Source organism: Pseudomonas acericola (SeqCode) (assembly GCF_053456465.1).
In genome coordinates this window covers 697,344-711,866 of sequence record NZ_JBRFJB010000001.1, presented here as the reverse complement: position 1 = coordinate 711,866, position 14,523 = coordinate 697,344, and the positions used below count along the sequence as shown (strand labels likewise).

At 59.6% G+C, this 14,523-nt stretch carries 12 protein-coding genes; all 12 read right to left on the bottom strand.

Annotated elements, in window-relative coordinates:
- Positions 1-11 precede the first annotated feature (11 nt).
- A complete protein-coding gene (gene fliE / locus ACU688_RS03285) occupies positions 12-341 on the bottom strand; it encodes a flagellar hook-basal body complex protein FliE (protein ID WP_017735206.1) in 330 nt (109 codons plus the stop codon).
- A gap of 131 nt (positions 342-472) precedes the next feature.
- On the bottom strand, positions 473-1,849 hold the full coding sequence (locus ACU688_RS03280) for a sigma-54-dependent transcriptional regulator (protein WP_448183626.1): 1,377 nt from the start codon (positions 1,847-1,849) through the stop codon (positions 473-475).
- Positions 1,850-1,855: 6 nt separating this feature from the next.
- Positions 1,856-3,046: a sensor histidine kinase gene (locus tag ACU688_RS03275; RefSeq protein ID WP_448184025.1), complete on the bottom strand. Its 1,191-nt coding sequence runs from the start codon at positions 3,044-3,046 to the stop codon at positions 1,856-1,858.
- 268 nt (positions 3,047-3,314) lie between these two features.
- Complete coding sequence (locus tag ACU688_RS03270) at positions 3,315-4,787, bottom strand: sigma-54 dependent transcriptional regulator (protein WP_448183625.1); 1,473 nt, start codon at positions 4,785-4,787, stop codon at positions 3,315-3,317.
- A 169-nt stretch (positions 4,788-4,956) separates the two neighbouring features.
- Positions 4,957-5,253 carry a flagellar protein FliT gene (gene fliT / locus ACU688_RS03265; RefSeq protein WP_017735202.1) on the bottom strand — a complete coding sequence of 99 codons (297 nt, stop codon included), beginning with the start codon at positions 5,251-5,253 and terminating at the stop codon, positions 4,957-4,959.
- Between the two features lie 25 nt (positions 5,254-5,278).
- Positions 5,279-5,668 (bottom strand): flagellar export chaperone FliS, encoded by a 390-nt coding sequence (fliS, locus tag ACU688_RS03260; protein WP_026136596.1) that lies wholly within the window; start codon positions 5,666-5,668, stop codon positions 5,279-5,281.
- Between the two features lie 139 nt (positions 5,669-5,807).
- Positions 5,808-7,178 carry a flagellar filament capping protein FliD gene (fliD, locus tag ACU688_RS03255; RefSeq protein ID WP_448183624.1) on the bottom strand — a complete coding sequence of 457 codons (1,371 nt, stop codon included), beginning with the start codon at positions 7,176-7,178 and terminating at the stop codon, positions 5,808-5,810.
- A gap of 83 nt (positions 7,179-7,261) precedes the next feature.
- On the bottom strand, positions 7,262-7,612 hold the full coding sequence (locus ACU688_RS03250; RefSeq protein WP_448183623.1) for a flagellar protein FlaG: 351 nt from the start codon (positions 7,610-7,612) through the stop codon (positions 7,262-7,264).
- 75 nt (positions 7,613-7,687) lie between these two features.
- Complete coding sequence (locus ACU688_RS03245) at positions 7,688-9,391, bottom strand: flagellin N-terminal helical domain-containing protein (protein WP_448183622.1); 1,704 nt, start codon at positions 9,389-9,391, stop codon at positions 7,688-7,690.
- A 267-nt stretch (positions 9,392-9,658) separates the two neighbouring features.
- On the bottom strand, positions 9,659-10,588 hold the full coding sequence (locus ACU688_RS03240; protein ID WP_448183621.1) for a ketoacyl-ACP synthase III: 930 nt from the start codon (positions 10,586-10,588) through the stop codon (positions 9,659-9,661).
- Positions 10,589-10,869: 281 nt separating this feature from the next.
- Positions 10,870-12,459, bottom strand: a complete 1,590-nt coding sequence (locus tag ACU688_RS03235) for a flagellar hook-associated protein 3 (RefSeq protein WP_448183620.1) — start codon at positions 12,457-12,459, stop codon at positions 10,870-10,872.
- A 14-nt stretch (positions 12,460-12,473) separates the two neighbouring features.
- Entirely contained in the window at positions 12,474-14,522 is a 2,049-nt protein-coding gene (flgK, locus tag ACU688_RS03230; protein ID WP_448183619.1) for a flagellar hook-associated protein FlgK, read from the bottom strand.
- Position 14,523: the final 1 nt, after the last annotated feature.

The window sequence follows — 14,523 nt, the reverse complement described above, 5'->3', positions numbered from 1 at the left end:
AAATCTCGTCCTTAAACCGGCATCTGCATGATGTCTTGATAGGCTTGAACCAGCTTGTTACGCACCTGGGTCAACGCCTGGAACGACACACTGGCTTTTTGCGAAGCGACCATCACATCGGTGAGGTCCACGCCGCTTTTGCCGATTTCGAATGCGGTGGCCAACTGGCTGGAGGCTTGCTGGGTGTCACTGACTTTATTGATCGCCTGGCCGAGCATGTCGGCGAAGCTGCTTTGGCCCAATTCCGGCGCTTGCGCGACGGATTTCGGTTGAGCCATGGCATCCATTTGCATGGAGCGCATATCCAACATCAACCGATTGAACTCAATACCCTGGCTCATGACCTTCTCTCTCCGACAACCCGCAAATTTTTGACACTACGCCGCAATTACTAGGGGAAGTAGCAACAAGGGTGCCAGCTCTGTATCGATTCGTAAGAAAAGGCGACAAACCTTGTCGGCCTTGGTACGAGCTAGGTAGCAAACAGATACGCTTCCACATCCATCCCGGCATCGCGCATCTGCGCCAGCTTGTAGCGCAGGGTGCGCGGGCTGATGCCCAGGCGTTCGGCGGCCTCTTTGCGGCGGCCGCGCTCGGCGCGCAGGGTGTCGATGATCATCTGGAATTCGCGGCGACGCAGGTCGTCGCCCAGGGCACCGGCGGACTCGGTTTCAGCCACCACCGGCGCGGGCGCCAGAGTGGGTAATGGCGCAACACCACTCCCCATGGCCAGGCAGAAATCCTGGGGCTGGATCAGGCCGCCCTGTTGCAAAATCAGCGCGCGCTGGATCGCGTTGTCCAATTCACGCACGTTGCCGGGCCATGGATAGGCAATCAAGCAAGCCTGGGCCTCGGCCGACAGGCGCGCCTGGGCGTGCTTCATTTTTTTGACGTGGTTGTTCAGCAGGCGCTCGGCCAGCGGGATGATGTCGGCCGGGCGCTCACGCAACGGGCGCCAGGCCAGGGGGAACACCGAGAGCCGGTAGAACAGATCCTCACGGAAGCGCCCCGCCGCCACTTCGCCGGCGAGGTCGCGGTTGGTGGTGGCGACCACACGGATATCCAACTGGATCGGCTTGCGCGCGCCGACCCGCTCCACTTCACGTTCCTGCAACACGCGCAGCAACTTGGCTTGCAGGCCCAGGGGCATTTCGGAAATTTCGTCGAGCAGGATGGTGCCGCCGTCGGCTTGTTCGAACTTGCCCGCCTGGGCCGCGATGGCGCCGGTGAACGAGCCCTTTTCATGGCCGAACAGGGTGGCTTCGAGCATGTTGTCGGGAATCGCCGCGCAGTTGATCGCGACAAACGGCTGGCTGGCGCGGCTGGATTGCTGGTGGATATAGCGCGCCAGCACCTCCTTGCCGGTGCCGGACTCGCCGGAGATCAATACCGTGGAGTCGCTGCGCGCGACGCGGGCGGCCAGTTCCAGCAATTGCGCACTGGCCGGCTCGAAGGCAATCGGCCCCTCGCCGTCGCTGGCCGGCAGTACGCCGAGAGCATGGCGGGCCACCAGTTCGATCAAGGCTTTCGGTTCGAACGGCTTGACCAGGTAATCCGCCGCGCCTTGGCGCATGGCATCTACCGCACGCTCCACGGCGCCATGGGCGGTCATCAGCAGCACCGGCAATTGCGGTTGGCGAGCGCGCAGCAGGCCGAGCAACTGGTGGCCGTCCATGCCGGGCATGTTGACGTCGCTGACCACCAGGCTGAAGGGCTCCTGCTCCACCGCATCCAAGGCTTCCTCGGCTGAACCGACCGCCCGATAGTCATGGCCCGCCAACAGCAGCGTGTCAGCCAATGCCTCACGCAGGGCGCGATCGTCTTCTACCAATAAAACCTTGATTGCCATGTTCGTTTACTCCGCGCTTGCCGCGCCTGAAAACAGCGGCAAGGTCATCAATGCACAGGTGCCACGCCCCAACCGGGAACGCAGCTGCAATTCTCCCTGATGCGCACGTGCCACGGCCTTGACCACGGTCAGGCCAAGGCCCGTTCCGTTGGTCTTGGTGGTGAAAAAGGGTTCGCCGAGGCGCTGCAACACCATCGGGTCGATGCCGCTGCCGCTGTCACTGATGCACAGGTGCAGGGTTTGCGCGCGGCTGTACAAGTGGATCTTCAGGCGCGCGCCGGGGGCGCTGGCCTGGGTGGCGTTTTCGATCAGGTTGAGCAAGGCGCCGACCAGGGTGTCGCGATTGCACAGCAACTCGCCGAGGTGGCTGTCGCATTGCCAGCGCACTTCGGCCTCCTGGATATGGGTGGACGCGGCGGCTTGCAGGGCGCGCATCAGGTCGGCCGGGGTGACGCGGTCGGTCAGCGGCAATTCGCCACGGGCGAACACCAGCATATCCCGCACCTGATGCTCCAGCTCGTGCAGACGCTCCTTGAGCCTGCCAGCAAAACGTTGCTGGGTTTCTGGCGGCAGTTGCTCATCAGTCAAATGACTGGCGTAGATCAGCGCGGCCGACAGCGGCGTACGGATCTGATGCGCCAAAGAAGCGACCATCCTGCCCAGCGACGACAAACGCTCATGGCGCGCCAACTGGTCTTGCAGGTGACGGGTTTCGGTGAGGTCGTTGAGCAACACCAACTGGCCGGGCTCGGCATCAAGCGAACGCGTCGCGATGGACAGGCGGCGCCCGTCTTTCAGGGAGATTTCATGGCCGTCGTCTTCACGGGGCGCGAAGCAGCGGGTGATGACATGGCGCCACAGCTCGCCTTCCAGCGGCAGGCCGAGCATGTCGCAGGCTGCCGGGTTAGCCTCGCGCACGCGGCCGTCTTCGTCGATGACGATTACGCCACCGGGCAACAGCGACAACAGGTTTTGCAGACGGTTGGCCAGGCGCTCTTTCTCAGCCAGCTCTTCCATGCGCTGCGCACTGACCACGGCCAGCTCGCCTTTAAGCTCAGAAACCCGGGCTTCCAGCAGGCTGTAGGAGTCTGTCAGTTGGCTGGACATCTGGTTGAACAGCGAAAAGGCCTGTTCCAGGCCATTGCGGCTGAGCTGCTCGGCATCAGGTGTCGAAGATAGTTGGGCGGCGTGGGGCATCATGCTCTCTCGCTTGGCTGACCGTCAGTTAAACGGAACGTTGCGAGAGCTGTAGCAATACTTGTGCCGAAAAAAAACCGCTAGTGCCCGACCTCACCCATACAGTTCCGTTTTGACGAGTGACTGTTGCTGTCAGACAAGGCGCCGCGACGACTCATAGCTCGCTATGGGGAGGAGCGGCAACGCAGTATGACGGCAACAGGCGCCGTCATAACGGGACAGTATGGGTGAGGTCGGGCACCGCAATCAGCGGTTTGTATTTTAGGCGTCAATCATCCGCCTGTTCATCACCTTCTCGACGGCTCATGCCGTACTTGCGCATCTTCTCCACCAGGGTGGTGCGGCGGATACGCAAGCGCTCGGCGGCGCGGGCGACGATGCCGTTGGCGTCGTCCAGGGCCTGTTGGATCAGGCCTTGTTCCAGGTTGCCGAGGTAGTCCTTCAGGTCGAGGCCTTCGGGCGGCAGCATGGCGCTGGAACCGAAGTCCGGGGTGTGGCCGTTGATCGCTACACGCTCTTCCATGTCGCTGCGAATGTCATTGAGCTGCTCGTCTTCGTCATCGACGTAGCGGAATTTCTTCGGCAGCTCGACCACGCCGATCACACCGTAGGGATGCATGATCGCCATGCGCTCCACCAGGTTGGCCAGCTCGCGGACGTTGCCCGGCCAGCCGTGGCGGCACAGGGACATGATCGCAGCGGAATTGAAACGGATCGAACCGCGCTTTTCGTGCTCCATGCGCGAGATCAGTTCGTTCATCAGCAGCGGGATGTCCTCCACGCGCTCACGCAGCGGGGCCATCTCGATTGGGAAGACGTTGAGGCGGTAGTACAGATCTTCGCGGAAGCTGCCTACCTCAATCATGCTTTCGAGGTTCTTGTGGGTGGCCGCGATGATGCGCACATCGACGCTCTGGGTCTTGTTGCTGCCCACGCGCTCGAAGGTACGTTCCTGCAACACACGCAGCAGCTTGACCTGCATCGGCAGCGGCATGTCGCCGATTTCGTCAAGGAACAGGGTGCCGCCGTTGGCCAGCTCGAAACGCCCGGCACGGCTGGTGATCGCCCCGGTAAAGGCGCCCTTCTCGTGGCCAAACAGTTCGCTTTCGAGCAGCTCTGCCGGGATCGCCCCGCAGTTGACCGGCACAAAGGGCCCGTCGCGGCGCTTGGAGTGATAGTGCAGGTTGCGCGCGACCACTTCCTTGCCGGTGCCCGACTCGCCGAGGATCAACACACTGGCGTCGGTATCGGCGACTTGCTGCATCATCTGGCGCACGTGCTGGATCGCACGGCTGGTGCCGACGAGGCTGCGGAACAGGTTGGGTTCGCGGTGGCGGCCGCGCTCGCGGGCCTGGTCGTACATCTCGCGATAGACCTGGGCGCGGTGCAGGGAGTCGAGCAATTTGCTGTAGCTGGGCGGCATTTCCAGGGTGGAGAGCACGCGGCGGCGTTGGTCTTCGGGCAGCTCGACGGAAGAAATATCGCCCATCAGCAACACGGGAAGGAACTCATCCCAGGTAGACAGTGTCTTTAACAAGCCCAAAACAGCGCCAGGAGCGTTTACCGTCCCGATCAGCACACAAATGACTTCACGGCTCGATGACAATGAGCTGACCGCCTGCTGCCAATCATGGCTGCCGCAGGGCAGATTTTCTTCGCCAAGAAAATTCAAAATCACCGCTAAATCGCGGCGGCGGACGCTATCGTCATCAATCAGCAGAATTTTGGTTTCACGCCACATGCAATAGCAACTTCCCTAGTTAACTCAAGTGCCCTGAAGTCTGGGCAATCTAGATGGCTGTAAGCATTTTCTGCTTTACACCCCTCTGAAATCTGAAAACAGCACTAGTTAAGTCAAAAAATCACGCGCAGTCAAATTTATGACGCGCATTCGGTTTAACTGAGCCCGTTCAGCCGAACAGATGGTAAACCTTTGACGCATTTTTAGCTTGGTTGATCTGCGACATCTCTTCAAAAATCGCCTGTCTTTCGCCAGTGGTCACTTCCAGCAACTGCTGATACACCGCCAGCAGACTCTCCAGCTTCTCGCGCAGCGCATCCTCGTCCACCGGCGCCTCGCTGAGCACCTCATCGATCACCGCACGGCAGCCCATATCCAGCTCACCGACAGCATCCCAATTGCGCTCGGCCAACGCGCTTATCAGGGCGTCGCGGGCTTCATCGATGCGTTGCAGTGCTTGGCTCATGATGTGTTCCTCAAGGCGGTTGGCCTTATTGTGGAGCGATGGCATCCCAGCCGGACTTGACGGTAATCAGCAAGCGCGCGACTTCGTCGATCATGTCGGCATCGTTCACTTGGTTGGCTTCAACCAGACGGTTGCTCATGTAGTCATACAGCGCATCCAGCTGCTGTACCGAGGCCGGATCTTCAGCTTTTTCCGGCTCAAGGCCATCACGCAGGCCAGAGATGATTTCAATCGCCTTGCCCAGCATCAAACCTTTTTGAGCGATATCGCCACGGCTCAATGCACCCTTGGCCTGCGCCATGCGATCAAGACCGCCTTCCATCAGCATCTGCACCAGGCGGTGCGGGCTGGCTTCGGAGACTTGGGCGTGGGAATTGACCTTCTGGTACTGGCGAAGGGCTCTCATCGGGTTCATGTTGCTACCTCGTTACTGGCCATGTCGAATAGGGTTGCTTAACCAGTTTTTCGACCAGGTCACAAAATTCTTTAATCCAGGCGTCATACGCCAGACCACCGGTAAGCCCTGCTGAGGGGCGCCGAAGCGCCCCCATCCATCAGGACGACGACTTCGCGTTGTTCAGCGAGTTGAGGGTGGTCATGATGCTGGAGCTGCTGGCGTTGATCTGCGCGATCATCGTGTCCATCGCGGTGTACTTGGCGCTCAGGGACTTCTTCAAGGCCTCCATGCGCACGTCCAGGGCGGTGGATTCGGTGGTCAACGAGGTCAACTTGTTGTTGAGATCGGTTGCGCGCGTCGCCAGGGTGCCGGTAGTGCCGACGTAGCTGGCGGTGGCTTTGTTCATGCGAGTGATCAAGCCGGTGTCGCCGGTGAAGAACTTGGCCACATCGCCAGCGCCCTTGACCACCGCCTTGTCCCACGCCTTGTCGTCCAGGCTCAACAGACCGGTTTTCTGGTCTGTGGTGACGCCCATCTGTGCCAGGCTGGTAATGCTGCCCGCACCGGAGCCGCTGGTCAGCTCGGTACGCATGCTGTTAACCAGCTGACGCATCGACGCATCACCCGTCAGGGCGCCAGCAACCGTCGTCGACGCATCGCCCGTGGCGGTCACCTTGGTCTGGGTGTTGATCGCCGTGGTCAACGCGTTGTACGCGGTAATGAAGGACTGCACCGAGGTCTTCAAGGTATCGGTATTGGTGGCCACGGTGATGGTGGTGGTCGGCTTGGTCAAGTCAATGGCCAGCAAGTCGAGGGTCACACCACTGATGGCGGAATCGATCTTGTTGGTGGCGGACGACATATCGACGCCGTCGATGTTGTACTTGGCGTTGGTCGGGGCCGTGCCTTTGTCGTAACCGACGGCAAGCTCCGAGTCACCGCTGAGGGTGATGTCGGTGCCTTCGCCGGTGTTGGTCGACGTCAGGACCAGGCGTGCGCCGTTGGAGTCGCTCAGCACGTTGGCACTGATGCCCTGGGCCGAGAGCTGGGTGTTGATGGCTTCCCGCACTTCCTTGAGGGTCGCGCCGCCGGCAATCACCACATCGTAGCTTTTGCCCGACTGGTTGATGGTCAACGTCTGCGCTTCGTCAGTGCTGTTGGCCTTGCCCGTGGCACCGTCCGTATTCACCTTGGTGGTGACTTTGGCGGCGGTGGCCAGGCTATCGACCTTCACCGCGTACTTGCCGCTGGAGGCACCGTCGCCCAAGGTGACCTTGATGTTCTTCTCTTCGGAGGAACTGGCAGAAAGCCCGTTGAACGCAGTGACGTTGTTCAACTTGGTGATTGCCGCCTGGTAGGCTTCCAACGCCGTCTTGATCGAGCCGACCGCCGACAATTTGATCGTCGCGTCTTTTTGCTGACTAGAGATCTGAGCTGCCTTGGGTGCTTTTTCAGCCCCAACCAGTGCCTCGACGATCGCTTGCGTGTTGTAGCCCGAACCTGGGCCGGAAATCGTTGAACTAGCCATCTGCTTATTCTCCTTGCCCTGAAGCGGCCGTTTTTTGGCGCTCAAGCGCCGATGCCGCAATCAGAAACATGTTTCGTGCCAACTCAAGCCTTGCTATCAAACAGCAGGCTGCTGGCATCGCTCAAATTCTGCGCCAATTTCAGCGCGGTCTCCGATGGAAGCTGTCGAATCACTTCACCACTGTCGGTGGCGATCACCTTGACGACCACTATGCCCGTGGAGTCATCGATGGAAAAATCCAGGTTGCGCTGTGAAGCCTGCACAAACTCACGCATATCGGTAACTGCTTTTTCCAGCGCAACGCGCTGCGGCTCTTCGCTCGCCGGCACTTTCGCGTCACTGTTCGCCGCAGGCTGGGCCTGGGCGACAGGTGCAGTGCTGGGCTGGGTTGCGGCAGCCGGGTACGGCGTGTTCAGCTTGATGCTCATGTCCATGTCATCACCTCCAAACTGAAAAAACGGAAGGGCACGTTATTCACGCACCCTCCCGTTATTTAACCGCTACCGCTATTACTGAAGCAGCTTCAGAACAGAGGATGGCAGTTGGTTGGCCTGGGACAGGATCGCAGTGGAAGCCTGTTGCAGGGTTTGTTGCTTGGTCAGTTCAGCAGCTTCAGAAGCGAAGTCAGCGTCTTCTACGCGGCCTTTGGCAGCGGAGGAGTTCTGCGAAATGCTCTGCAGGTTGGCCACGGTGCTGGCGAAGCGGTTTTGTACGGCACCCAGCTGCGAACGCTGGCTGTCGATCTGCTGCATGGCGTCGTCCAGAGCCTGGATAGCCTGCTGCGAAGAAGCGGCGGACAGGATGTTCAGGTCGGAAACGCTGGTTTCCAGAGTCACGGCGGTGGTGGTGCTGGCTTTCAGACCCAGTTTTTCGAGGCCGGTGCCCGCGCTACCGTCGGCGATGACGATATTTTTGTCTGCGAACAGAGACAGAGTACCGTCAGCAGCTTTGCTAGCCTGGACGCCGGTGCTGGCGCTGTTGATCGAAGCTACGATAGCGTCTGTGGTATCGCCCTTCTTGAATTTGACTTCAACGCCATTCAGGTTGATCGAAGTATCTTCGGTCAGCTTAGCCTGAGTAGTACCTGCCGACAGGCCCAGTTGCGACAGTGCGCCACTGGTGGTGTTGGTCAGTTTGACGTCATTGCCGTCTTCCGAAGTGACCTTGATCCGACCATCGGTGCCGATTGCAGCAGAGGCAATACCGGCTACACCTTTGATGTCATCCAGAACATCTTGGATCGTGCTAGTTGCAGTCCAGGCTACATCAGTGCCATTAACGGAGAAACCACCAACGGTACCCATAACCGAAGTGCCAGTTTTAGGCACAGGATTAGAAATCGGAGTGGTTCCTGCACTCAGACCAATTTTCCCGGCATCAGCACCACCAACGGTGATTGGACCAGCCGAAGTCAGAGTCAGCTCGCCAGTAGTATCGTTGAAGGTTGCGGTTACAGTTGGGTCTGCAGTTTGGATTGCAGTAGCAACTGCTGCACCTTTAGCGCCCGCTGTAAGCGTAAGTGCATTACCGTTGATGGTGATGGCGTCAGCGACAGCAATAGTGGAAGCAGCACCACCGGTAGTCAGGGTCGAAACAGCACCCCCTTTGAGCGTTGCAGTGCCAGCAGCCAGTACCGAACCAGTAGAAGTTGCGCTCAGGCCTTTCATTGCGGTGCCCGCAACAGTGGCTTCGCTGTAGTTGCCTTTCAATGCAGTGGAGCTGATGTCGGTCATGCCGAACGAGATAGTTTCGTTGGCGTTGGCGCCGATCTGGAACGCTACGTTGTTGAACGAGCCGTCCAGCAGGTTACGACCACCGAAGGTAGTGGTGCTGGCGATACGGTTCAGCTCGCCCACTTTAGCGGTGAATTCTTGCTGCAGGGAAACACGGTCAGCGTCGCTTTTATCACCGTTCGCCGCTTGCAGGGCGAGTTCACGCAGACGCTGCAGGGTGTTGGTGGATTCTTGCATTGCGCCTTCAGCAGTCTGGGCAATCGACACGCCGTTGTTGGCGTTGGCGATGGCAACGTTCAGGCCTTTGACCTGGTTGTTCAGACGGTTGGCGATCTGCATGCCAGCAGCGTCGTCTTTGGCGCTGTTGATTTTCAGGCCGGAGGACAGACGGTTCATCGACTGGCTCAGAGCGTCGGAAGCTTTGTTCAGGTTCTTCTGGACACCCAGGGAAGTGATGTTGGTGTTAACTGATAATGCCATGACGAAATCCTCGTTGGATGGGATACTGCGGCTTCCGGCCCTGGCAACCGCCGGGTGTGGCCTAGAGAACCTTCGTAATAGTTATCGTCGTGTGTGCCGGTTGCTTGAGTCTTTTTTTTGATTTTTTTGCTGGCTTGGTGCCACCCCTTGCAATTCAAGGGCTTACACAGGGGTAAAACCCCGCATTCATTGGCTTTTCTGGCGCCAAATAAAAAACGCCGATGATCTCTCGATCATCGGCGTTTTTTTGTATTGCCGGTTAAAGCGTCACGGACGATAGAGAATCGCCGAGCCCCACGACAGGCCCACACCAAAACCACTGATCGCCACACGCTTCCAGGTGGCGTCCATCACGTGCTTTTCCAGCAGCAGCGGAATGCTCGACGACACGGTGTTGCCGGTCTCGACCATGTCCTTGATGAACTTCTCCACCGGCGCCTCTTCAAAGCGGCGCGCCACGGCATCGACAATCGCCGCACTGCCCTGGTGAATGCAGAACGCATCGATGTCGTCGGCCTTGAGGTCCGACTCATTGAGCAGCTCGTGCAAATGCGCTGGCACTTTGAGCAGCGCGAAGTTGAACACCTGGCGGCCGTTCATGAAGAACACGCCGTCGCTGACCTTCAGGTGTGGCGCACCGGAACCGTCGGTGCCGAACTTCGACTTGCCCAGCAGCCAAGGGGCGTCTTCACCCATCCACGTGGCCGTGGCGGCGTCGCCGAACAGCATGGTGGTGTTGCGGTCTTCCGGGTCGACGATCTTCGAATACGGGTCGGCGGTGATCAGCAGGCCGTTTTTCAGGCCGGCGGCTTCCATGAAGCCCTTCATCGCGTAGATGCCGTAGACGTAGCCGGAGCAGCCCAGAGAGATATCGAACGCGGCCACGTGGGTCGGCAGGCCCAGTTTGTCCTGGACGATGGCGGCGGTGTGGGGCAAACCCTCTTCGTCACCGTTCTGGGTGACGACGATCAGCGCGTCAATGGACTCGCGCTTCAACTCTGGGTTGTTGGCAAACAAAGCGTTGACTGCCTCGACACACAGATCGGAAGTTTCCTGGGCAGCTTCCTTGCGCGGCAGGAACGCCGAACCGATCTTGCCAATGATGAACTCTTCATCCTTGGCGAATTTGGCACCCTGGGCGTAGTTATCAATGCCGTCGGCCGGCACGTAACTGGCGATGCTTTTTATGCCAATCATTGTGGCTTCCCAATACTAAATAGCTGGAGAACACCCCGCGAACTGCCTCGCGAAGTGGTGACAATTAAAGGGGATAACCCCGTAGAGAACTCGCTGAAAGCCGCTGCGCCAGGCGCCTGAGACGACTTATCCTTTTCACACGATACAGTGAAGATGCGCTTTATGACTCACAGGTCACCTAATTGTGTGTGCTTTCTGCAAAACCTTCAAACAATTAAGTCCCGGAAACGACAACGGCCCAACCTGTTGCCAGGCTGGGCCGTTGCTGTGCAGCGGGCCGATTACATCTTGTTGAACAGGCTCAGCTGGGAGATTTTCACGAATGCCAGCTGCGAGGCTTGCAGCATGGTTTGTTGCAGGCTGAGATTGATGGCGGCTTCGGCGAAGTCAACGTTACCCAGCGAACTCATGGTGGTGGCATTCGCCAGGCTCAGGCTGGTGTTTTCGTCACTCTGGATTTGCAGGGTGCCCAAGCGTGCGCCGATGTCACCGCGAACCTGATCGATCTGGCTGTAGGCGTTGGTCAGGTTGCCGATGGACCGGGCGACCACATCCTTGAGCTCCTTCTGTGCCGCCGGGTTGCCATCCGACGGGGTCTCCAGCGTGCGGCGCAGGCGGCTGAGGGTATCGAGCACGTTTTCATTCTTGTTGCTGGTGGCGCCCACCAGGAACTGGTCGCCATCTGCCGGTGCCGGCGCGGTGGTCACGCCCAGCGTCACGCCCGCCACGGTGATCGAGGTCGCGCCCGCAGCCAGCGTGTCATTGGCGATGGACTTGCTGTCCGCCGTGTAAGGCTGCGCGTAGACGTTATAGCTACCCCCCGCACCGAACTTGACCACCAGGCCGGCGTTGGGAAAGGTGCTGGCGTAAGCCGCCGGGTCACTCACCGAACCACCGGTCAACTGCGCCGCACTCGGGTTGCTCGCAGTGCGCGAAACACTGAACGAGTCAGGCTTGAGCGCCAGGGTGAACTCGCGGTCTTTCACCAGCGCATCCGACGGCGCGCCCGGCAATACGTCTTTGCCCAGGTTCAAGCCGATGTCGAACTTGACGCCGCGCAGGCTGATGGTCGAACCACCTTCCTTGGTGGAGTCGAAGGTGCCGTTGCCCGCGATCTCGGACGTGATGTCTTTGCCGGTGCTGTCACTGACGGTGTACTGGGTGCTGCTGAGGAACTTCAGCGTGTAAGGCTGGCCGTCAGCAAACTTCACATCGACACCCGACGCGATCAGGCCCGCCGAGATCGTGACCTTGCCGTCATCCACCGCCGGAGGAACCAGCACCGGTGTGGCTTGGGTGCGACCGGTATTGGCCGAGGTCTCGAGCATTTTCTTCGCGGTATCACCCATCGGGACCGACAGGTTCTCCGCCACCCGCAGGTTCAGCGCGGTGTCATCGCCCTGATAGGTGTAGGTGCCATCATTGTTGCGCGAGTAGGGCGGCGTGTCGGTCTTGCTGCCGGAGAACAGGTAGTTGCCGCTGGCATCCTTGGTATTGAGCAGACCCATGATCTGGTCTTCCAGGGCACCGATTTCAGCGGCGGTCGATTTGCGGTCAGCATCGCTGATCCCGACGTTACCGGCCTTCAACGCCAGCTCACTGGCGCGCTGGATCGCCGTGTTGATGTTCTCCAGCACACTGTCTTCGGTCTGCAGCGAGTTTTTCAGCGTATCGATGTTGGTGTTGTACTGCCCCAGCATGTCTTTCTGCTGTTGCAGCATCAGCAACCGCGCGGCCGCGACCGGATCATCCGCGGCGGTTTGCACACGCACGCCAGAGCTGGCCTGGTCCTGCGCCTTCACCACACTGGAATAGTTTTCCTGGTACTTGGTGGAGCTGGTTTCGAAATACTGCTGTGTAGAAATACGCATCGTCCCAGACTCCCTTAAAGGCTATTGATCAATGTGGTGAAGGTTTCTTGCGCGGCCTTGATGATCTGCGACGACGCGGTGTAGTACTGCTGGAACTTGATCATGTCGCCCGCCTCGTCATCCAGGTTGACCCCGGACACCGAGTTGCGCGCGCTTTTGTTGGCGGCCAGCAAGGCGCCAGTCGCGGCCACATCGACACCCGACTGGCTGGCCTTTGCGCCCACCTGGGACACCAGGCGGCTGTTGGCGCCCACCAGGCTCACGCCGACGTTGCCGTCGCCCATGCCCACCGTGGCCTTGGTTTGCAGGTCAAGCAACTGCTGCGCGTTGCGGCCGTCGGACTTGCCGGCGCTGTTGAACGAGAACGTGGTGCTGTCACCGTCAGCCGGCGAGCCGTTGACGGTGGTGTCGAATTTGAAGCCGGAACCCGGGATCGGCGTACCGGTGGCATCCAGCTCAGGCACATTGACGGTGATCTTGTTGCCCTGCCCCGGCACGATGGTGCCGGTGCCAATCGCCTTGCCCTGGGCATTGCTGATCGTATACGACTGGGTGCCGTCGGCGGCCGGTTTGCCAAACACCATTTTCACCGGCATCAGGCCTTCGATGTTCGTGCGCAGCTTCGCCGTGTCCGCGCCGCCATGGATATCCAGTGGTGCCGTCAGCGTTGGCTGGGTAAAGGTGCCCGTGCCGCTGTTGGTCTTGCCGCCTTCGCCAATGAGCGGGCCGGCAAAGGCGAGCTTATTGGCATCCGCCATGTCCACGCCGATAGCACTGGCGCCGTTGGCCGTCGGGCTGACCTTGAAGCTGTCGCCATAACTCATCGTGCCTTTGCCATCGAGCGTCACGGTCACGCCATCAAACGACACCGGCACGGTGGTGGAGCTGATGTCGAAGTTGCCCATGGACTTACCGTCCGAGCGCTCCACGGTGATCATGTTCGGGTTGGTCTTGTCGCTGAACGTGATCTTGTAGTCATAGGTCGTCAGCTTGCTGCTGTCGTTGATCGTCACATTCAGGTTGCTGGACGCGGCACTGTTGCCCGCTGCCGCCTGGCTGCGCGAAGCAATGGCGGTGGCGCTGTTGATGTCCTTGAACAGCGACGTGCCGAAGTCACCGTTCAGATCCAGGCCCTGGCCCAGCTGATTGTTGATCGTGTCGGCAGTCGCAATGGCCAGGCGCCCCAGCTCATTGATCGCCGGCATCAGCGCATCGCTGCGATAGCGCATCAAGCCGCCAATGCTGCCACCACTGATCACCGAGCCGATGTCCAGGGTGGTGCCGCTGACATTCAGCTGGATGGTGTACTGGCTGTTGTCGTCTTTACTCGGCACCGCCGAAATAGGGTTGGAAATCCCACCTTCCACCAGCGACTGGCCGGTGCCGGTGTTGATACTGAACTGGCCGTTCTTCTCTGTCGCAGTAACGCCGATCAGTTCGTTGAGCGCACGCACGGCCTCGTTGCGCGAGTCCAGCAGGTTCGCCGGCGCACTGCTCGCCGAGCCTTGGGCCTGGGAGATCTGTTTGTTCAGCGAAGCAATCGACGAGGTCAGTTGGTTGACCTGGTCACTCATGGTGCTCAGCTGGCTATTGATGGTTTCTTTTTGCTGGGTCAACTGCGTCGAGATCGAGTTGAAGCGGTTGCTCAGGGTCTTGGCGTTGGACACCAACAGTTGGCGCGCGGACAGGTCATTCGGGTTGGACGACGCGGTCTGCAAGGTGGCAAAGAACGAGCTCAGCGCCGAAGACATGCCGGTGGTCTTGTCCGACAGCACCTTATCGATGGCACTGACTTGCCCCAGGTAGGCATTGGCATCGCTGCTCAGCGCAGTGCTGTTCTGATACGCCGCATCCAGATACTCGTTATACACCCGACGCACATCCGCCAAGGTCGTGCCGCTGCCGATGAACACGCCGCCGAACTGGTTCGACGCGTTGGCGTTCTGGGTGGCCTGCTGACGTGAGTAGCCCGCGGTGTTGACGTTGGCAATGTTATTACTCAAGACCGACAACGATCCTTGAGCGGCATTGAGCCCTGACATCCCGATACTGAGCAAACTCATG